Raw genomic sequence first — 19,518 nt, 5'->3', positions numbered from 1 at the left:
TAACACCCTCTCCCTTAATCCTTCATGCCGGATGAAGCCATCGTTTGAATGACATTGCTCTGCGATAATACAAACGTCACGATTGGCACCGTCATCATGATCACAGCCACGGCAGCGCCTACCCCTGCACGAGCAATCCCTCCTTGCACAATCTGTCCCATGGCATAATGCATCGTTTTGAGTTGCTCACTATAGATGAAGCTACCGCCATCCGTTCCCCACAGCATCTGCATCATCAGGATGAGCAAGGTTAACCAAGCCGGTTTGACAAGTGGCATAACCACCTGAAAGAAAATTCGGTATTCGCTCGCACCATCCATTTTTGCCGCCTCTAGCAGTGCATCCGGGATCTGCTCCATAAACTGCTTCATCAGATACAAGCCGAGCGGATAAGCAAAAGCCGGAATAATGATCGCTTGATACGAGTCCAGCCAGCCGAGTGTCGACATGATCATATAGTTCGGAATGGCCGTGACATGCGGCGAGAACATCAATGACAAGACGATCACCGTGAACAAAATCTTATGTCCGCGAAACTTGTGTTTCGCCAGTGGATATGCTGCCGCCGAGGCCAGCATGATATGACCGAATGTACCCGCCGCCGTAATAAACACCGTATTAAAAATGTATCTTGAGAAGGGGACCCATGAATTTTTCATCACCTGAAACAAATCCGAAAAGTTCTCAAACGTCGGATTCCGAACAAACAGGGTTGGCGGAAATATGAACAGCTCATCCAGCGGTTTAAACGCATTATTAATGACATAGATGAGCGGAACCGCCATAAATGCGCCAAATCCGCCAAGTAGCAGGAACAGCAGGATGTCGACCTGCCAGGATCGGTTGATTTTTCGTTTCATACGCAGGGCTATTTTCATCTGCTATTCCCCCACTCTCTTCAGAAGCTTTTGTACAAGCAGGTTGGAACCCAGCATCAGACCGAATAACACCGTTGCAATGGCAGACGCATAACCCATTTCGAAGCGAATCGTTCCGTAATCCATCAAGTGAGTGACGATCGTATGTGCACCATACTGCACACTCGGAAAACCGGCCAGCGCCGTAGCGACTTCGGCCACCGCCAAGGACGCGGTAATCTGAATAACCGCACCAAACATCAACTGAGGGCGCATCGAAGGCAGCGTAATGTACCATAACTCCTGCCAGCGATTCTGGACTCCATCGATTGCCCCTGCTTCATATAGCGTCCGATCTACGGTCTGCAAACCCGCAATAAACGCCAGGAAACTGGTTCCCAGACTGAGCCACAATTGCACGAGCATGATAATCGCCAGCATATATTTAGGATCTTGAAGCCACAGGATCGGCTCATACAGAATGCCTGTTTTCATCAAGAAACCATTCATAATACCGTAAGAATCCCCCGAGAATATAATTTGCCAAATAAAGAACACATTACCCGAGATCGAAGGTGCAAAAAAGATCAGGGTCATAAAGGCTCTCACCTTGGGATTCAGCTCATTAATCAGCCATGCAAATACAAAACAGGCGATGTAACTGATCGGGCCGGTAACGACCGAGAAAATAATCGTATTTTTGAGACCAATCAAGAAGACATCATCATTCCAGAGCAGCTTGGAATAATTCTCCCAGCCGACCCACTGCGGAAACTCCAGCATATTGAAGTTGGTAAAACTGAAGAAAATAGAGATGATGACGGGAAACACTGTAAACAGTAAAAATAACAACATATAAGGTGAGAGTAGAACATACAAATGTTTATCCCGCTTCATATCTCTGACAAAGAGTTCCCATTTACCCGGCATGCCGGCAGGCGTGCGCTTGGGCTGAGAACTAGTTTTGGTCACCATGTCTGCCTTTTGCAAAAGAGTCCCTCCCTAGCGCATTCCGTCCAATTTAAACTCTTTTCGTTTCTGTTGAATTTCATAGTTAATTTCCTGCACATAATCGTAGATCGCATCCGTGGAATTGGTACCGTTATTCACGACCTCACGCAATGCATTATCCAGATGGCGACCTGTAAAGTAACCTCCAGGAACCTCCGGAACACCCTGCACCCACTCCCACTGTTCTTCCAAACTGCGGTAATCGCGAATTGGCCACGGCAATTCCTGTAATGCTTCAATGTTGGCTGTCGGATAGCGCGCCGCAGCTCCCATCAGACCTTCCATTTCCCGTCCGAATCGAACTTGTGCATCTTTACTAACCCACCATTTCATGAATTCCCACGCGGCATCCTTGTGCTTGGATTGTTTCAGCATGACCGTCGCCGTACCACCACTCGCCACATCCCGTTTGATACTTCCGTCCTTCTGCTTGATGCCTGGAACCGGAACGAATTCCCATAATCCCTTGATTTCTGGAGCGGACACGGATAAATAGTTATAGAAGGTATAATCCATAATGCCAACTGGCATTTCCCCTGTTCTAAAACGCATCGGGAAATCAAACGTGAGCGGGAGCTTATAACTGGTATAGAAATTCGTCCACTCTTTGAACGCTTCCAGTCCCGTTTCCGTATCCATACCACTCTTCGCACCGTGGTCTTGATAGAATGAACCACCCATCTGATAAAGCAGCATCGCATACGCCCGATTGACCTCAAGTACAGGTACACCTGTAGTTTGAGCAAGCGGCAGTGCCATTTCCATGTTGTGCTTCTGCAGCACCGGAATCATGGCATATACGTCTTCCCACGTCTGCGGTGGCTCAAGGTCAAGCTGTTCCAATATATCTTTGCGGTAAAATAACATGTTGAAGATTTGCTGTTCCGGCAGTGCAAATACTTGATCCTCAAATTGATAAGGAACCATGGCACTGTCCCTGAACTGTTGGATCAATTCGTGGTACCCCGGATACGTAGACAGATCCTCTGCCGCATGCCGCATCCCGAAGTTAACCGGTACATCATTGCCTACCTGCATCGCCACATCCGGGCCTTCTCCTGCAAGCGAGGCACGAAGCAACACGTCCGCATTGACCAGCTTGAGATTTACACTTATGCCTGTTAGCGGCGTAAATGTGTCATCAATCATCGCTTTTAATACCTGCGCCTGGTCGCGGCCTGTACCAATCCAGACGGTAACGGACTTATCTTCATCCGCTGTGCTACCGATGGTATCGTAATCTTCAAAGAAGGAATGGAAGAAAGACGAAACCTCATGTCCGGCTTTGCGGAAAGCTGAGTCATTTGCTTTTGGCAGCTTCTCATCAGGTGAAGCCAGCAGCAGATAGTCAATCTCTAAAGGCTGTTCACGCACTTCCAGGAGCCAAGAACCGACGCTACCCACATTAATTTTGAATTGAGACAACCGTTTCTGAACCGTTTCCGGTTTGTCGGCCAGATCAGCTAACTGATAGGCTGTTTTATTCAAAATTGCCGTTTTGTCGCTTTTCTCCCCTGTCAGACGAATTAGCTCTTCAGAAACCGCATTCAAAATATCACTTTGTTTATGAAATACATCCACCATATCCGGAATCTGTTTATCTAATTGATAATCACGATACGGATCAGGTACATTACCTGTGATCATCAGAATTTTTCGATACATCGCATTGATTTCAAGCACACTAGCTTCAACCTGACGGATCAAAGGCGCAATAGCCCCCAGACTGACCTCAAGCTGCAAATCATGTTTTCCTTTGGTTAAATAAAATAAATACGGCTCTTCTTCGCTCCCCAAGACGTTCATCTGCCAATCAGAATCATAGAAGAATGGAATCTGTGTCATCTCTTTGAATGGAGTTTTGTTATCAATTTGCAACGAGCGGGTGGAGTATATGCCCCGCAGCAATTCCTGTCTGCCTTTGATCGCTATCTTATATAAGCCATCCTCTGGTACATCCATTTCCCATGCAATCCATTGCCCCGGCACACGCCAGTTGTTTCCGCCAATGGTGTTCATCCTGATTTTGGAAACATCATACGGTTCTGTCGATGTGCTGGATCGATCTGTAATGGGATACAATGTCGGTGATGACTTGGTTGCAGCCTGTTCCCCTTGAACTTTGATCAAGTGTCCACTGGTTGCCGCGTATCCCTTCGATTCGTACTCCTGCTTAAGTTCAGCATAGGATGGCGGCTCTTCGTAATGATGCAGTTTGATCGAATCAATGACCATCGGCTCCCGTGTTGATACAAGCTTTATGGAGTGTTTCCCTGCTGAAAAATAAAACTGGTACGGCTCTTCATAATAGCCTTCTTTATCTCTCAGGATGGACTCCTGCCACATCGGTGCTTCAATCTGACGCGGACGCAGATCATTGCCTCTGTTGTCTTGTTCGATTTCAGACTTCTCATTGACCCAAACCCGATGAAAGCTAATATTGCGTGCACTGTTGAAAGGGATCTCCCCATCAATCCATAATTCACGTTCGATGGCAGAGCTCTTTCCTTGAATCGGGTAATAGCGCAAGGTCATGTTATACATTCCGGATTCCGGAACATCCACGTCCCATTGCACTGAACCACTTTCCTCTGTTCGTATGAACTTGCCCGTTTCGCCGCCGAGCTCCGTGATCATCTCGGGTTTCATTCCTTCAGCAGCTGTGTAATCTGCTCCTTGAATGACAATTTCCCTGGAAGGCTGCTTCTCGTTCTGGAATTGCTGCAGATAATAATCATAGCTACCCTCAGTAGCAGATTCCGATATCGGCATCACACGGCTCGGATCTGATGTTCGATTTCCGGTTTTCGAATTACCGCTTGCACCGGAACTGAATATCGCATACACCACGACGAGCATTAACATGACGACAACAATCGTCACTCGGGATAATGTGAATTTCACCCAATGCCCCTCCTTTAACTGACTCTCTTAAACGTAATGAGATGAACGGCCGCATACTGTTTTCCGGCTAACGGGAACAGACATGGGGCCGTCAACTTATATGCATTATTTTTTCTTGTCCTGCTCTCCACTTAACACTTTTTTCACGGCTGCCTGCGCAGGTGCGATGACTTGTGCAACACCTGTGGAAGGAGTGATTTCCCCTTTAACAAACTTCTCGGTTACGCTATCCAACTGTTCCTTGATGCCCAGACCGCCGAAGCGTCCGCCAAACAAACGTTGTACCTTGCCATCATCATTCATCGCATTTGCAATTGATGCTTCATCCGGCAATATATTTTCAAGGGACAACCTGCGATTTTCTTGCCAGTTATCAAAGTCTTGCAGGTCTTCCCAGATTTTGACGATGACATCTGCATCCTTCACACCCTTAGGAATCACGTAAGCTGCTGTTTGACCAAATGGTTCATGATATGTCTTCGCTTGAGGTCCCTTCGGCATATAAACATATCCCCACTCATCCTTCAGCTTATCTACGATCCGGCCTTCAACCTCCCAGAGTCCTCCTGGATACATCGCGATCGTGCCTTCTCCGAAATATTTGGCTGGATCTTCCCAGTCGTTTCCTCCGTTAGCTTTGATCACTTTATGCTCGTTGTACAGGCTATGCAGGAAATTAAGCGCTTCCATAGCTTCGGGAGAATTAAACGTCACTTTATTGGTCTGCTCATCGTATAATTTCCCGCCATTACTCGCGATCAGCATCTCCGAAAGTACGTAATGCGCTCCAGCGAGACCATATTGATCCATTTTACCGTCACCGTTTCGGTCAACCGTCAGCTTTTTGGCGGCATCCAGCATCGTATTCCAGTTCCAGTTATCCTCGTCCATTAACTGTTGCGGGTCTTTTATACCCGCTTCTTTAAAAATCCGTTTGTTATAGAACATCCCGCTTTCATTCGGTGTATACCAGCTTTCTAAGCCATACACCTTGTCACCACCAAAGCGCATCGAGTCAACAACATCTTTCTCCACCCGAGTGTCTTTGAGATAATCATCCAGTGGTGACAAGAATCCGCCCTGCATTAGTCCCCAGATGAAACCATCGGGAATACGGACAATTTCTGCAAAAGGTTCGTTGGCAAGCACCGAGGAAGACAATTTTTCGGAAGTAGACCAGTATTCGGTGTTCAGATATTTAATCTTCACGTTATACTTCTCTTCCACCAATTTGATCCGCTCACGTGCTAGTTCATCTGACTCCGAATCCCCTTTTGGTGTGGCATCCCACCAGTGTGATATTCGAATGACCCGTCCGTTCAGATCAGGGGCTGGCGTAGCCTCTTCCTTCTCTTCTTCTTTCGCTGGGGTTGTGTTTGTCTCCGTTTCAGCTGGTTTAGCAACAGGCTCGGCTGGTTTGTCATTTGAACTGCTGCATGCAGACAAAAGCGTGATCAATGCGGCAAACAAAACAAAAAACATTATTTTGTTAGAAATCATTTTTTTCAACATGGGCTGCCTCCCTCAAATAAATGATTTTACCTTAGTGCCATTACCACAAAGCCTCTAACATAAGATACAAAACCAAACCTGTAGCTCCATAGCTTACTCCCTACTTGCTTTTTTCGCCCTTCAATACTTTCTGGATTCCTGCCTGGGCAGGCCCAATGATCTGAGCAACACCTGTCGATGGGGTCACTTCACCTTTCACAAACTTTTCAGTTACACTGCCAAGTGCTTCCTTAACACCTAATCCTCCAGCACGAGCACCGTATACCCGTTCAACCTGTCCGTTGTCATTCATGGCGTTAGCGATTGAAGCTTCGTCAGGCAAAATGTTTTCTAACCATAGGCGGTGATTATCCTGCCAGTTGTCAAAGTCCTGAAGTTCTTCCCAGATTTTGACGATGATATCCGCATCTTTTACGCCCTTAGGAATAACAAAACTTTCGGTACTGTTGACTGTATCCAGGTAAGTTTTGGCTTTAGGACCTTTAGGCATGTAAACATATCCCCAGTCGTCTTTTAACTTATCCAGAATGCGGCCTTCCACTTCCCACAATCCGCCGGGGTACATCGCTATATTTCCTTCTGAGAAAAATTTGGAAGGGTCTTCCCAGTCATTGCCGGCGTTAGCCTTCACGACTTTATGATCGTTGTACAGGCTATACAAAAAGTTAAGCGCTTCCAAAGATTCGGGTGAATCAAACGCTGCCTTTTGTGTTGCCTCGTCGTACATTTTACCGCCGTTGCTTCCGATCAGCGTTTCGTGAAGTACGTAATACGCACCCGACAGACCATACTGATCCATCTTGCCATCCCCGTTTTTATCAACGGTTAGTTTCTTCGCTGCATCCAGCATCGTATCCCAGTTCCAGTTATCCTCTTCCATCAATTGCTGGGGATCCTTCAAACCAGCTTCTTTGAAGATTCTTTTGTTATAAAACATTCCACTGTCATTCGGAGTATACCAACCCGTCAAGCCATATACTTTATCACTGCCGAATCGCATGGAATCGATAACATCCGGCTTGATCTGCGTATCTTTCAGATAATCATCCAGTGGTGTAAGGAATCCGCCCTGCATGAGGCCCCAGATGTACCCGTCAGGCACACGCACAATCTCTGCAAAAGGCTCATTGGCCATCACGGATGAAGAAATTTTCTCAGATGTTGCTCCGTAATCAGTATTCAAATAGGAAATTTTCACGTTGTATTTTTCTTCTACATTTTTGATTCGTTCACGAGCACGCTCATCTGCCTCTGAGTCTCCTTTGGGAGATGCATCCCACCAGTTCGATATCCGGACAGCTCTGCCTTTCAAATCCACTTTCGGCTCCTGTTTCTCCTGTGCAGGTTCAACCGCCGCTTCTTTGTTTTCATTCGCAGGCGGCTGAGTCGCAGTATCAGATGGTGTTCCTCCACCACTGCAACCAGCAATAATGGTCACCATTAAGGTGAACATCACCAGCAGGCTATTCCTTTTCTTTCGCACAAACTTCATCTTTCACACGCTCCCCCTCAAAGTTAGATAAAGATGAATCAAGCTTGCATAACGCTAGGATGACTTCCTCGAATGACTTAACTCATCACAAGGCTGTCATAGATGGGAACTTGAAAACCTGTATTACCCCTTTCAACAGAAAGCGCTTACGAAGTTGTCAGGAATTAATGAAACGGATTTCATGAAACCCATTTCATTATAGTATCATAAAAAGCCTTGGGTCAATACATATTCTGTTATTATTTAGAATATTTTGATCACCGTCATTTCATTCCGCACAATTTCAGGAAAATAAAACACTTAAAGGACATAAATTGGAAGAACCCTCTAACATCAAATGAAATGACATCGTAGAGGGCTTCAGTAATATATGAAATACGAATTTAAATTTGAAAATTTATGAATGATTCTACTTCTTGAGTCCATTTCCCCTCTTCATCCGCCAACAATGTCTTCCATCCGAGGTGTTTAGCCGAATGCAAATTTTTCTCTTGGTCATCTATAAACAATACGTCTACTCCGCCTGTCAGATGCGTTTCAACCAGTTGATATATTTCAATCTCCGGTTTGCATAAACCTACTTGATTCGAGATCGTTACACTTTTTGCATAATGGCTTAAGCTATCCAGATTCGGTTGTATCCATTCGCTGCAATGATTGCTAAGTAGATGAATATCGGCGAACTTACTCCAGCGCTCAAGGTACCCAGCAGCAGGTAGCGGAACGATTGAATCAAATAGGATGTCTCTTGCTCGGCCGATCGGTAATTCAGGAAACACTTCGCCTAAGGAAATCCAAAACTCTTCTTCCTTCATCTTCCCAGTCCAAAGCTGTTTCTTAATGCTCCCAAAATGCATTTTTAATTGATCTGCTGACAGATTCGTTTCCTGAATCATTTCTTTCCAGCACATTAACGACATATTACTTAACAACACACCTGCAATATCTAAAACAAGCTGTGGCTTGTCTCTCATCACATCAACCTCCGGTTCATTGATAATACTGAATTAAAGATGTGTCCACTCCGTGATTATGTAAATCATCTATTCAATTTGTATAAGCAGCATAACCGTTTCAAATCACTTAAAAGCATCGTGGGGCAAAAAGGCATGCACGCCTTTCACACCATTCACAATTTGCGTGATACGCAGATCAATTACCGCGCTTCCAAGCGCAATCGCTTCTACCCTCTTCAGGCCATATAACTCACCCATCAGGTTTAACATACCATCTAGCGCTTGCACTGTTGCCTCATTCAGATCCTCATCGAAACCAAAGGTAAGCCAGCCAGACGGCGTATGTGCACGAGGATTGGTCAGTTTCATATCATCTATGACACTTACTGTGACATCTACAAGCTCCATAGCACATTCAATCGCCTGACAACTGACTTCCCCATCACCTTGCCGTGCATGACCATCACCCATTGCAAGATAACCGCCGTCTACAGGAATAGGTAAATATAACTTACTTCCCTGAACCAGTTCCTTACAGTCGATGTTTCCTCCACAATAGCGTGGCGGCCACGTCGTATGAATTCCGCCTGATTCTGGCGGCATGCCCACGACACCCATGAATGGATTTAAGGATACGGCGTATTTCTTTCCCTGCACTTCACAAGAAGCGCTCATCGCTTGTCGATCAATTGTCCAATTCAGAGACAGCTCTTCAACCTCTGTTAAGTGCAATTTCTGGTTCTGCCAATTCGGATATCCGCCTGCGGAAGTAAAACCGTAACTGCCCGGTATGATCTCGTTGAAAATGATCTCTAGCGTTTGGCCCAGCTTCGCTTCTTCAATGTAAATTGGACCAATTAAGGCGTGACCTCCATCTTTTTCACCTTGTCGTGGAAAAGGTTTGATCCGTTTCGCATAACTTTCTCCTGTGCCCCAGCCCGCGTCCAGCGTCTGAAAACGGATGGAATCACCTGACTTGATGTTTAAAATGGGCGTAACCTCATTGGAGGAATGAACCAATCAGGTGTTCCTGAGCTAATGTAATCGTATGAATACTCATAATAATCCCTCCTCAGCAAGATATGTTTTTAACGGTTCCATATGATGCTCGTCATGCCATATAAAATCTTTAAGATATTGGGGAATATAGAACTCGTTGCCCTCTGTGTCCACAAATCGTTGATAAAGCTTCTCCTCCGATAACCTTCGGATATCATTCATAATTTTATGACGGTATGTGATCGCCTTGTCGATGATTTCAGACGTCTCTGTACGGCTCCCGTACTCCACAGCTTTGCGATTGAACTCATCAAAATCCAGATGCTTCAACGTAATCTGCTGATTCAGAGCAATCTTCTCGATCGCTTCCTTGTAAAAATATCGATCCCATAACATCATATGGCTTACGATGGATTTGATCGTCCACTTTCCTTTTTCCAGACTGGAATTCCAGATCTTTTCTTCGAGTTGAGTCAACGTCTTGACAAATAGCGTCCATTCTTCAAAAGCTTGAAGCAAATGTTCCATTTCTTTATTCACACCAAACTCCCCCTTCTCTTTGTAGAAGATGAATCATCTTATTCGCCCTTGCTCGTAAGCAACTGTTCGAGCGCTTCTCTCGTCTTTGGATGCAATATAACATCTTCCGAGTTCATCATGCGTTCTGCCAGATTGGAGTCTTTGACTCTACGACCCCATCCTCCTCCCAAACTGACTATTCCCCGCCATCTACAATGGTTTAGCATGATTGAAACGATGTATTCCGAATTGTTGGAAGTCTGACTGTAATACAGCATCTCTCAGAGGATATAGATTTGTCGTGAATCTCAACTCAACCCCTCTGGCCAAAAGCCTATCTACCAGATGATCTATTTTCTCTATGTAACTTGGTGTAACCACCTGATCCGAAATATAGTACCCTGCGGTTTCATCAAAAAGTTTAAACGACGCTGCATCCATATGATACCGATACAACGTTTGCTGCACGATCCTGGAGTACCACTCGTTCTCAACCGTTACAATAATTTCCGCGTTTGTGTGTTTAAAAAATAGCTCATGATGCTCCTCACTAATGTCTTTTGTTCTTCGAGTAACAATACGAGGACAATCTCTAGGAAAGTAATAACTGAATTCATGCTGCTCATCAATCGCCCAGACAACAGCCGGAAACTCAGCTCGATTCTGCTTCGTTCTTGGTATAAAGATATGAATATCAGATTCTTCACTGAAATGATATAGCATTGGATACACCTCTGTTCGATGAAGTTAAGTCTCAAGCAGTGTGTTCAATCCTTTTCTAATTTCATATGCTAAATTACCTTTAGCTAACAGGCTCTTAATCAGATCTTGATTCACTGATTCTTTGTTGTTCTGTAAGTACGCCAAAATTAAATCAGCTTTCTGATTCCGTTCCATCATATAATAAGCAACGTACCAGACTTCGGGACTTGAAACGTGCATACCGTGCCATTTTACATTTGGAATAGGGAATATAGGTAACTCCAGTCGTTCACCATCTACGTCAAAAGCAAATCCGCCAATGACATCCACGTTTAACGACCCAATCTCCATTCGATATTCACTTGCAAAAGGTTTGTCGCCACTCTCTTTCTCGACCCACTCATATCCAGTAATTGCTTCTATAATTTTGGATTTTGGGCAATCGACCATCAAATCCCAATCATTGACGGACTGGACTAAGTCAAGAAAACTCAACATGGCACTTCCACCCAAAGAATATGCAATATTATTCGCTTCTAGTTGTTTGATTAATGGTAATATTTTTTGTGGATTAATCATCTTTCCCACCTCTAGCATTTGGTTTATATCAAGTCACTATCATCTAACAAGATTAATATAATATCTCAATCTGGCTATACTCTCTATCTGTCTCTTGATCTCTAAACACATTTGGGTCATTCTTTCTGGTAAATAACATATTTATTATATTTAATTCGTAGTACCATTCTCCCGTATCATGGTAGATGTGCCTTCCGTTGTAAACCACTCTTCCATATTCGTTCGCACTTAATCCAAATGCTCGCTCTGTCAAGGGGCGATATCGTTTGTCATATCGGACAGGTTTCCCACATTCTGGGGAGTAGGTGAAGGTCACATCATACTCGGAAGATTCGGATTCGGGCTCCTTATTATCAATCACAACACAACCCAATTTGCAATTTTTTGCAGTAGGCTTCATAATAACGCCCTTATCTTGAACCTTCTCAAAACCTTTCTTATTCTGCAAAATGACCAGCCTGTGGTAAGGCAGGCCATAAGACGTGTCGTAACTGAACAGCATATCCGGTAAAATGAAAGATTTCTGAATATCATTTCGGGCAGTCGAAAATGGAGCCCCTCTTACTTCCTTCTCCCATCGCAGCGTAATATATTGAAGAAGTAATTTTTGTTGATTCGAATGCTCTTTATTCTTGCCAATTTGCATTTCTGTCCTTCCTCTCCTACCTGTTGTGCTGAAATAATCAAGAAGCTGGAACATCATGCTATAGACGTCCCAGCTTCATTTTCAATCTCTTTGTTTCATGCCACAGAAGACACTTTATTCATTTTTGAATAACTTGTTTATAATCATCTCGGCACATTCTTCAGGTGTATGTTGACTCGTATCTACCGAGTACGTGTACTGAATGTCGGAAGCCATAATGCGATGTTGCTCATCGGACTGGTCTTCTCTACGGTCTCCCCGCTCAATGTTACGCTGACGACAGATATCGAGAGGACAGTATAGCTCCACAATGTCGAGCGGGTATCCTTCAAATATCTTTTTCACTTGTTCATAATGCGGTGCAAGCTCCGGTCTCTCTACCAAAATCCCATCGATCAGCACATGCTTGCCATGGTCTGAGAATACCTTTGCTGTGTGATACATCATGATGATGGCTTCGCTTAGGTACTTCCAGTAATCGGTCTGTAGATGTTTATCCCCGATTGTATTTTCAAATAAATCGTTCGCCACAACATAAAAGAACGGATCGTCGTATGACTGCATTGCCTCTACAATTGATGTTTTTCCTGAGCTCGTTACACCGTTCAAAAAAATAATTTTGCCTTTATCCATTATGTTATCTCCCTTTGCTAAAATAAGAATTTATAAATATTTTACAGCATGAACTAACACACACACTCCAACGCTCATTAATTCGAGCGAGATCGTTTACAATATTTTAGAAGTCTTCTACCAAGTAAGTACCATTCTGATAAATTAAACAATTAAGCTGCATTCCAAAGGCACATCCACCGTCAATGCCAATCTTATCTTCAGCAAACCAAACGTCCGCTGATCCATGTATGTCTTTCGTTTTGGTATGTCCAAAGACAACTTTTTTGTGAAGATCTTCGAATGCATGGTGGATGAATTTATCTTTAATATACATAAAATCATGCTCGGGTTGTTGCCTCCATTCACTGTAATCCGGATTCAATCCAGCATGAACATAAATATGATTTTCATCCTCGTGAAATAAAGGTAAGTTGCTCAAAAAATTAATATGATGACTATAATCCGCCTTTATGATCTTCCTTGCCTTTTCTATCATTTCACTCGAAACTTCATCGTTCAATTGACAGTAGCTTTCAAGGGTTTGAATTCCTCCATGTTCCATAAACTTGGATTGAATGGAGGACTTCCCCTCATGTATGAGATCCACGAATCTTTGGTCATGATTTCCTTTTAATGCGATAGCGCGATGTTCTTGTACTAATTCCATGACCTTAGCGACGACTTCTCTACTATTAGCACCTCGATCTACGTAATCTCCCAAGAGGATCAACTGATCATATTTTGAATTGTAGTCTACGTTAATTAACAATTGATTTAATGCATCAATGCAACCATGAATATCACTAATCATGAGAGTTCGATTCATAGAAACCCTTCCTTTTGGATCTTCATGCAGTAAAAACTGACATTTGAAAATCGGTTATATTCTTCGATGTGCTTTAGCTCAAATTTCAATTCAGTCAACAGTTCGAATAGATCTTCTTTTTTGTGGTATCTATCAAAATCCATATACATGAATTGAGCGTTCGGTTTTAACACCTCAGATATTTTCTGCAAACCTTTGCGGTATTCGCCGGTCTCTTGAAGAGCAGAGCCAATCATGGTGACCAGATCATAAGTTTGAGGCAATTCACATGCTAAAAAGTCCTCACATATAACAGTAGAGGCATTGGGATGGCCCTCCTTTTTTTGTCGGTATTTGAATATGTCACATATATCAGAATCAATATCAATACTTGTTAAACTACCTGCCCCATTCAATAAGTAACCGATATAATCGTCCCATTCCCCTACTCCAATTCCAATATTAAGCGCCTTCATTCCGCTGAACACATTAAAGTATTTAGTTAAAAAATCTCTTGTCTCCAGCTCCAAATACAGACTCGCAGGTGATAAGTTCCATTGATAGGCTTCCTTCTCCCTCATATGTAAATAATAATTTAAGAGATTTTGATCATTCATCCCGATCACCACCTGAGAATTTATAATCAGTAACTTCAGCGTACGATTACCTGATGTTATTTATATTGCTCCTCAAATTCTTTGTCTCTCTTTTTCATTTCGGTAAGCGAATGTTGAAAGAAAGCGATGTGACGAATGAAGTAAACTGCTCCCACCAGGATGCAGATTCCTCCAACCCAGTAATTCAGATTCAAATCCATCTCATAATTGATCGGACTATAACTTCCCGCCCCTGCAGCCTGAAATGCGGCATATCCCAGTTTGGGAATGACCTCTTCAATCGTTTTGGTAAGTGTCACTAAGCTGATTCCTACAATTATGAAAATAAACGAAAAAATCATGGGGATTGGCTTCAACTCAGGTGATCTCCTTTCCAGACGAACCTCATATTATTTCGTAACTCCTCAACGATTTCAGATAGTTGTTCTCGGTTGTAATGTTGAGTATAGAGTTTATTTTGTTCTTTTAATTCTGAGCATGTTTCAAATTCCTCTAGTAAAACCAAACTGCGCTCACCCATCTGTACTTCTGCTGATCTCGATTGGTCCCTGGCAATCAGGGTACTTCGATCTACCAACAATACAACATAGACGATCCTGAATTGAAAATCTGTTAACTGCTGCACAAACCATTCTATTTCTGAAGGGAAAGTAACGTAGTCAATGACAACGTCATAATCCTGTTCTAACAGATTCCGGGTTAAGCTCAGTATATTTTTCCATGTCAGATCAAACGTCTCTTTACATAACCATGGTTTACCTCGTCCATTCACTGGAATATGACTGATTGTATCTCCCGAAATATACGCACTTTTGCTCAATGCCTGAACAAGCTGTTGTGATGTTGTCGATTTTCCTACCCCAGCCGGCCCCGAGATCACGTATATGGTTTGACTCATATTGTCCTCACCTTCTATTTATACATCTGGATATACCACATATCGAATCCTAATTCTTCGTAAAATGATGCCGTATCTTTCCATCTCCGATTGGATGATCCAACCAAAGCCCTCTCAATCTGGTGCTCACTTGCTTTATCGATTAAACAAATAATGAGTTCTTTGCCGATCCCTTTACTCCGATGTTCAGGATGGATGTAGACCTCATAAATTTCCAAATAACCATCAGTTTGAGGAATGACCGGCTCTGCGTTTCCACACCTAATCTCTCCGAAGGCATAACCAATAACCACACCATGTAACCCCACAATATAAAAGTATTCGTTCAGCTTTTTTTCTAATTTTTCTGGAGTCCAGGCCACATTCTCGTAACCTACTGTAATGTCTTCTTTTTGCCACAGATTAGAGAGAGCAATAATGTGTGTAAGATCTTCCTTTTGCCCCATTCGGTAATGGTACATATGCAAGTCTCCTATCGAACTCAGTCAAGTTCTGCAAAAGATAAAACGGTCATGAGGGTTCCACACATGCAGATCATCCGCAATGTAACCTCGTAACCACAACTTGTCGTTTATACGTCTGAGGTAAAAGCCTTTTGGAAAAAGATCATCTTCACTAAGAGGATCAGAGGCTATTGTGAGTGAACCTGATGGTGCTTGATTTCCTTTTTCAGGGCTTGATGTACATGTCTCAGGTTGATCCAAATACTGAATTCTAAGAAAGGGAGCCAAATCAATAGGACATAATTGCAAACCGAGAGTATAGGCCATTTGAAAGAGTTGCGAAGTCGTAGCTCCATCTGTAAATCCCAGATTTCTGACCAATATCTCGACCGTCTCTAGTTGCCTCTTTGTAGGAGCAATGATAAATTTCTCATCATCCAACAGTTTAATTCCGTATTCGTTCATTTGAATTGAACACTGCTGCAATTTATGTTTAAGTTGCGGTTTACTTAATCCCCCAACTTCGACGACTCTTATTTTCACGGGGCAATGAGGATAAATTTCGTTTTGGTCAAGCATTCCTATTTCTGTGACACTTTTTAAAGATTTAATCTGGGCAATGTGATGCTGTCCGTGCCATACAAATCGTTGAATAGCGATATCCAGCGAAATGGTACCTAGTACTTCTGTTCGCAACTTCCGCTTGAATTGCTCAGGTTGTAAGCCGCGTAGCAGCGTGAGAAATCGTTTGTGCAGTATTTCAAGCAACTGTATTGAATCTTCCATTGCCAAATCTTGATACTCTTGTAGCGATGCCCATAAATCTTCCCGATACGAGCTTGCGAGCGGTTCCTCTTCGGTTAGCGCTCTTTTGAATCTTATGTACGCGTTCATATCATTGTCAGCAAGATGATGTATTATTTGAGTGATCGTCCAGCCGCCTGTACGATAAGGAGTACGAAGTTGCTCATCATTAAGCTCTTGTGTAATCTCTCTTAAGGTTTTCGTAATCTCGGGAATTTGATCTATGATGTGTCTTCGATTCTCATCAGTGAATTCAAGACGGGGCTCAAAGTGTCCAATCGGAAAACGTATCATTTCATCTAAGTCCATATTTAACACCGCTCCAATCGTTTACTACAGGATCAAATCATATCCAATATAACCCACAATGTTCCATTTGCGAAGTAAAAAAATAAAAAAGAAGCAGCCATAATCCTACCGGCTAGCTTCAATGACTCATCTTATATAGTAAAATTAGGCATAGTACCCTCCTTCTTTTAGATACGAAGCCGTTATTTTATAATGTTTATAGATCTTACTAAATGCCCGGTTTGCTTTATGTTGATGTTCTCCATCACTTAAACACGGCTTGGTTACCTTAACAACTTCTTTCATATCTGTATCCATACTGACTTCACCTGAGAGAAGGCGTTCTAAATTCAATTCAAACCGCCCTTCTAAATTCTCCGAGCAGTCTCCGTAAGCATACGTTGCATTACCGTCATTGACACAAATTAATTTAAAATCAATACATAATGCCATTCATTCACCCCCTCAGTTTACAAAAACTGCTTCATTTTCAATATCCCAACTGCAATTAATATAACCCAACTTGTTCCATTTGCGAAACCTAAAAATAAAGGGGCTGTCTCAAAAGCCCCTAAAATCACACATCGGTGAAGAGATATAACACCGATACGTCCAAAAAGGACAAAGCAGAAGCTCATCCTGCTTTGTCCTTTTTTCGTTTTTCCGTCAGTGTAGCTTTTTTAAGCAGATTGTGAGCAAGGCAAAGCCACCCGACCTCCAGGCTTACTTTTTGCAAGCCGCGAAGCAGGAATCTTCGGAATCCCCGATTGTTTTTGAGCTGTCCAAACACACTTTCTGGCTCGATCATGCGCCGAACGGAAAGCGTATATCCTTCCTCACTACGCAACCGCTCTCGCATCTCGTTTTTTTGCCGCATGTAGGTCATGCTGACCGCAATCTCTCGGTTACCTTGAGCCTTGGTGCATGTCGATTTCAAGGGGCACTGGCTACAATCCTCACTCCGGTAATGACGGGTTCGAATCGTGTAGCCGCTCTCCGTTTCCGATCGGTTTTCAACCCGGAAATGCAACGTCTGTCCTGCCGCACAAGTCCATGTATCTGACGTTTCATTGTAATCCCAGTTGTCGACTTTACCAATGGCTTGCCTAAAAGCCTTTGTTTTTTCTTTGTGATACGTCCCGTATTTGACGATCCCTTGGATATTTTTTTCTTCCATATAGCTGTAATTTTCCTCACTACCATACCCAGCATCGGCAATGACGATCTTGGGTCTTTGGCCAAGCATTTCTTCCAGATGATCCAGATGGGGCTTCAGACATTTGGTGTCCGTGGGCCGCTGATGCACACTGTAACCCAAAACAAACTGATTTTCTGTTCCGATCTGCACATTGTATCCCGGTTTCAATTGACCATTTCGCATGTGGTCCTCTTTCATTCGCATGAAGGTGGCGTCCGGATCGGTTTTACTGTAGCTGTTTCGCTCACCAGCCGTTTGGATTTGATGCTCGTATTTGTGCAGCCGGGGCAGCAAGTCCTTTCGCAACTGGCGCACCGCTTTCTTGAGTGTTTTGTCCTTGGTTTTTTCGCTGAGTTTTTCCTCCAATTGCTGGACGGCTTGCTCCAGCTTTTCCGCTGTGAGCGCCGAGGTTTCACCAAGTTCAGGCAGATCCGCCCCCGTGTGGAGGGCATCTTCTTCGTTTTCTGCTTCTTCGATGGCTTGAAACAGGGTATGTACTTTTTCTTGCAGCTTGGCCTGATGCTTAACGACGGCTTTTTTCCATACAAAGGTGTAGCGATTCGCACTCGCTTCAAGCTTGGTTCCGTCCAGAAAATAGTGATCCAAGGATACATATTGCTCCTGAACCAGCAGCTCCAGTACATGGGTAAACACAGTTTCCAGTACCGTTTTCATCCGCTCGGAACGAAAGCGATTAATGGTACGGAAGTCTGGCTGCTGTCGCCCGGCGAGCCACATGAACATGATATTTTCGCGAACCGCCTTGGCGATTTGCCGGGAAGAATAGATGCGCTGGGTGTAGGCGTAAATGATGATTTTAGTGAGCATTTTGGGATGATAGCTGTGGCGACCACCACCAGGGTATGCGGCGTTGAAAATGGAGTCGCTCAGGCCATGGACGGCCTCATTCACAACACGGACGAGGTGATTTTCGGGGATATCTGTCTCCAAATCCATTGGCAAGAAAAGTTGATTCATGGTATATTGAATGTACAAAGAAACCGTCTCCTTTTGTAAATGGTGGGTCGCACTTCCATTTTACCAAAGAACGGTTTCTTTTTGTTGTATAATTTTGGAGAATAGGGCTATCCCAAGTTTTTTTTATGACTTATGGGACAGCCCCCAATCAATTTCGAAATCTCTTTATTTCATTCTTGTATATTTTCTAGCCTACAATCACTACTATTTTCTTATAGTTTGTACCATGTTTTATAACCCTCAATGTTTGTTTCCGAATAGTCACTAGCGTTAGATGTTTTGAAATATCTCGCATAATAAGCATGTTCAATTGTTTTCTTATCCTCATCCGTGTTTATATCAAGATAAATTTTGGATATTTCTAGTCCCCATTTAACGCTGCGAGCAATCTCATTCATGTTATCCACTGATGTAAATCTCTTAATTTCTGTAAGAATCGCTTCCAGTTCCTCTTTGCTAGGTTCTTTGCTCATGTCTATTCTGTAATAAAGATTTGGGCGGGTAAACGTAAATTGAACCCTTTCAATCAACGGAGAAAGTTCCTTCAGCTCTTTTGTTAATTCTTTAGTTGAATCGGTATTGATCTTATGTGTAGTGCTGCAACCTGTAATAAGAAGAAGAATACCTATTAAAAGAGGAATTAATTTACTCATTCTGAACTCCAATCATTGAGTATTTGTATAAGTTACTCTGTG

22 protein-coding genes and 1 pseudogene are annotated in these 19,518 nt (G+C 43.2%); all 23 read right to left on the bottom strand.

Annotated elements, in window-relative coordinates; translation table 11 throughout:
- Window positions 1-14: 14 nt before the first annotated feature.
- Window positions 15-860: a carbohydrate ABC transporter permease gene (locus tag AC1VYS_RS12195; protein ID WP_482934515.1), complete on the bottom strand. Its 846-nt coding sequence runs from the start codon at window positions 858-860 to the stop codon at window positions 15-17.
- Between the two features lie 21 nt (window positions 861-881).
- Window positions 882-1,787: a carbohydrate ABC transporter permease gene (locus tag AC1VYS_RS12190; protein WP_240037208.1), complete on the bottom strand. Its 906-nt coding sequence runs from the start codon at window positions 1,785-1,787 to the stop codon at window positions 882-884.
- A 72-nt stretch (window positions 1,788-1,859) separates the two neighbouring features.
- Window positions 1,860-4,733 carry an extracellular solute-binding protein gene (locus AC1VYS_RS12185; protein ID WP_482914972.1) on the bottom strand — a complete coding sequence of 958 codons (2,874 nt, stop codon included), beginning with the start codon at window positions 4,731-4,733 and terminating at the stop codon, window positions 1,860-1,862.
- Between the two features lie 144 nt (window positions 4,734-4,877).
- The gene (locus AC1VYS_RS12180; RefSeq protein WP_482914971.1) at window positions 4,878-6,272 is read right to left on the bottom strand and encodes an ABC transporter substrate-binding protein; all 1,395 of its coding nucleotides are present in this window, start codon (window positions 6,270-6,272) and stop codon (window positions 4,878-4,880) included.
- A gap of 112 nt (window positions 6,273-6,384) precedes the next feature.
- Window positions 6,385-7,776, bottom strand: coding sequence for an extracellular solute-binding protein (locus AC1VYS_RS12175; protein WP_482914448.1), 1,392 nt, complete (start codon window positions 7,774-7,776; stop codon window positions 6,385-6,387).
- Between the two features lie 383 nt (window positions 7,777-8,159).
- Window positions 8,160-8,750 carry an HAD-IA family hydrolase gene (locus AC1VYS_RS12170; RefSeq protein WP_482914447.1) on the bottom strand — a complete coding sequence of 197 codons (591 nt, stop codon included), beginning with the start codon at window positions 8,748-8,750 and terminating at the stop codon, window positions 8,160-8,162.
- A gap of 105 nt (window positions 8,751-8,855) precedes the next feature.
- Window positions 8,856-9,752 (bottom strand): acetamidase/formamidase family protein, encoded by an 897-nt coding sequence (locus AC1VYS_RS12165; RefSeq protein ID WP_482914446.1) that lies wholly within the window; start codon window positions 9,750-9,752, stop codon window positions 8,856-8,858.
- Window positions 9,753-9,788: 36 nt separating this feature from the next.
- Window positions 9,789-10,271: a DinB family protein gene (locus AC1VYS_RS12160; RefSeq protein WP_482914445.1), complete on the bottom strand. Its 483-nt coding sequence runs from the start codon at window positions 10,269-10,271 to the stop codon at window positions 9,789-9,791.
- 38 nt (window positions 10,272-10,309) lie between these two features.
- Entirely contained in the window at window positions 10,310-10,441 is a 132-nt protein-coding gene (locus AC1VYS_RS12155; protein WP_482914444.1) for a hypothetical protein, read from the bottom strand.
- 19 nt (window positions 10,442-10,460) lie between these two features.
- Window positions 10,461-10,973: a DUF6886 family protein gene (locus AC1VYS_RS12150; RefSeq protein ID WP_482914443.1), complete on the bottom strand. Its 513-nt coding sequence runs from the start codon at window positions 10,971-10,973 to the stop codon at window positions 10,461-10,463.
- A 24-nt stretch (window positions 10,974-10,997) separates the two neighbouring features.
- Window positions 10,998-11,531 carry a hypothetical protein gene (locus AC1VYS_RS12145; RefSeq protein WP_482914442.1) on the bottom strand — a complete coding sequence of 178 codons (534 nt, stop codon included), beginning with the start codon at window positions 11,529-11,531 and terminating at the stop codon, window positions 10,998-11,000.
- Between the two features lie 52 nt (window positions 11,532-11,583).
- Window positions 11,584-12,234, bottom strand: coding sequence for a hypothetical protein (locus AC1VYS_RS12140; protein WP_482934514.1), 651 nt, complete (start codon window positions 12,232-12,234; stop codon window positions 11,584-11,586).
- 57 nt (window positions 12,235-12,291) lie between these two features.
- The gene (locus tag AC1VYS_RS12135) at window positions 12,292-12,810 is read right to left on the bottom strand and encodes a phosphotransferase-like protein (RefSeq protein WP_482914440.1); all 519 of its coding nucleotides are present in this window, start codon (window positions 12,808-12,810) and stop codon (window positions 12,292-12,294) included.
- Window positions 12,811-12,916: 106 nt separating this feature from the next.
- Window positions 12,917-13,603, bottom strand: a complete 687-nt coding sequence (locus AC1VYS_RS12130; protein ID WP_482914439.1) for a metallophosphoesterase family protein — start codon at window positions 13,601-13,603, stop codon at window positions 12,917-12,919.
- Window positions 13,604-13,614: 11 nt separating this feature from the next.
- Entirely contained in the window at window positions 13,615-14,214 is a 600-nt protein-coding gene (locus AC1VYS_RS12125; protein ID WP_482914438.1) for a methyltransferase domain-containing protein, read from the bottom strand.
- Between the two features lie 56 nt (window positions 14,215-14,270).
- Window positions 14,271-14,513 (bottom strand): hypothetical protein, encoded by a 243-nt coding sequence (locus AC1VYS_RS12120; RefSeq protein ID WP_482914437.1) that lies wholly within the window; start codon window positions 14,511-14,513, stop codon window positions 14,271-14,273.
- 53 nt (window positions 14,514-14,566) lie between these two features.
- Window positions 14,567-15,112, bottom strand: a complete 546-nt coding sequence (locus AC1VYS_RS12115; RefSeq protein WP_482914436.1) for a P-loop nucleotide/nucleoside kinase family protein — start codon at window positions 15,110-15,112, stop codon at window positions 14,567-14,569.
- Between the two features lie 14 nt (window positions 15,113-15,126).
- Window positions 15,127-15,573 (bottom strand): GNAT family N-acetyltransferase, encoded by a 447-nt coding sequence (locus tag AC1VYS_RS12110; protein ID WP_482914435.1) that lies wholly within the window; start codon window positions 15,571-15,573, stop codon window positions 15,127-15,129.
- Window positions 15,574-15,597: 24 nt separating this feature from the next.
- Window positions 15,598-16,134 (bottom strand): helicase, encoded by a 537-nt coding sequence (locus tag AC1VYS_RS12105; RefSeq protein ID WP_482914970.1) that lies wholly within the window; start codon window positions 16,132-16,134, stop codon window positions 15,598-15,600.
- A 27-nt stretch (window positions 16,135-16,161) separates the two neighbouring features.
- A pseudogene (locus AC1VYS_RS12100) lies at window positions 16,162-16,653 on the bottom strand (YfiT family bacillithiol transferase); the annotation flags it as partial.
- A gap of 159 nt (window positions 16,654-16,812) precedes the next feature.
- Window positions 16,813-17,100: a hypothetical protein gene (locus tag AC1VYS_RS12095; protein ID WP_482914434.1), complete on the bottom strand. Its 288-nt coding sequence runs from the start codon at window positions 17,098-17,100 to the stop codon at window positions 16,813-16,815.
- A 181-nt stretch (window positions 17,101-17,281) separates the two neighbouring features.
- Window positions 17,282-18,841 (bottom strand): IS1182 family transposase, encoded by a 1,560-nt coding sequence (locus AC1VYS_RS12090; protein ID WP_482911585.1) that lies wholly within the window; start codon window positions 18,839-18,841, stop codon window positions 17,282-17,284.
- 194 nt (window positions 18,842-19,035) lie between these two features.
- Complete coding sequence (locus AC1VYS_RS12085) at window positions 19,036-19,476, bottom strand: hypothetical protein (RefSeq protein ID WP_482914433.1); 441 nt, start codon at window positions 19,474-19,476, stop codon at window positions 19,036-19,038.
- Window positions 19,477-19,518: the final 42 nt, after the last annotated feature.

The organism is Paenibacillus sp. G34 (assembly GCF_056856875.1).
This window is presented reverse-complemented; position numbering and strand designations above follow the sequence as displayed.

What these genes read in the sequence shown, in the direction of transcription:
- AC1VYS_RS12195 (WP_482934515.1), bottom strand. Translation starts at nt 860, where the DNA reads ATGAAACGAAAAATCAACCGATCCTGGCAGGTCGACATCCTGCTGTTC.
- AC1VYS_RS12190 (WP_240037208.1), bottom strand. Translation starts at nt 1,787, where the DNA reads ATGCCGGGTAAATGGGAACTCTTTGTCAGAGATATGAAGCGGGATAAA.
- AC1VYS_RS12185 (WP_482914972.1), bottom strand. Translation starts at nt 4,733, where the DNA reads ATGTTAATGCTCGTCGTGGTGTATGCGATATTCAGTTCCGGTGCAAGC.
- AC1VYS_RS12180 (WP_482914971.1), bottom strand. Translation starts at nt 6,272, where the DNA reads ATGATTTCTAACAAAATAATGTTTTTTGTTTTGTTTGCCGCATTGATC.
- AC1VYS_RS12175 (WP_482914448.1), bottom strand. Translation starts at nt 7,776, where the DNA reads ATGAAGTTTGTGCGAAAGAAAAGGAATAGCCTGCTGGTGATGTTCACC.
- AC1VYS_RS12170 (WP_482914447.1), bottom strand. Translation starts at nt 8,750, where the DNA reads ATGAGAGACAAGCCACAGCTTGTTTTAGATATTGCAGGTGTGTTGTTA.
- AC1VYS_RS12150 (WP_482914443.1), bottom strand. Translation starts at nt 10,973, where the DNA reads ATGCTATATCATTTCAGTGAAGAATCTGATATTCATATCTTTATACCA.
- AC1VYS_RS12145 (WP_482914442.1), bottom strand. Translation starts at nt 11,531, where the DNA reads ATGATTAATCCACAAAAAATATTACCATTAATCAAACAACTAGAAGCG.
- AC1VYS_RS12140 (WP_482934514.1), bottom strand. Translation starts at nt 12,234, where the DNA reads ATGATGTTCCAGCTTCTTGATTATTTCAGCACAACAGGTAGGAGAGGA.
- AC1VYS_RS12135 (WP_482914440.1), bottom strand. Translation starts at nt 12,810, where the DNA reads ATGGATAAAGGCAAAATTATTTTTTTGAACGGTGTAACGAGCTCAGGA.
- AC1VYS_RS12130 (WP_482914439.1), bottom strand. Translation starts at nt 13,603, where the DNA reads ATGATTAGTGATATTCATGGTTGCATTGATGCATTAAATCAATTGTTA.
- AC1VYS_RS12125 (WP_482914438.1), bottom strand. Translation starts at nt 14,214, where the DNA reads ATGAATGATCAAAATCTCTTAAATTATTATTTACATATGAGGGAGAAG.
- AC1VYS_RS12115 (WP_482914436.1), bottom strand. Translation starts at nt 15,112, where the DNA reads ATGAGTCAAACCATATACGTGATCTCGGGGCCGGCTGGGGTAGGAAAA.
- AC1VYS_RS12110 (WP_482914435.1), bottom strand. Translation starts at nt 15,573, where the DNA reads ATGTACCATTACCGAATGGGGCAAAAGGAAGATCTTACACACATTATT.
- AC1VYS_RS12105 (WP_482914970.1), bottom strand. Translation starts at nt 16,134, where the DNA reads ATGCTTGACCAAAACGAAATTTATCCTCATTGCCCCGTGAAAATAAGA.
- AC1VYS_RS12095 (WP_482914434.1), bottom strand. Translation starts at nt 17,100, where the DNA reads ATGGCATTATGTATTGATTTTAAATTAATTTGTGTCAATGACGGTAAT.
- AC1VYS_RS12085 (WP_482914433.1), bottom strand. Translation starts at nt 19,476, where the DNA reads ATGAGTAAATTAATTCCTCTTTTAATAGGTATTCTTCTTCTTATTACA.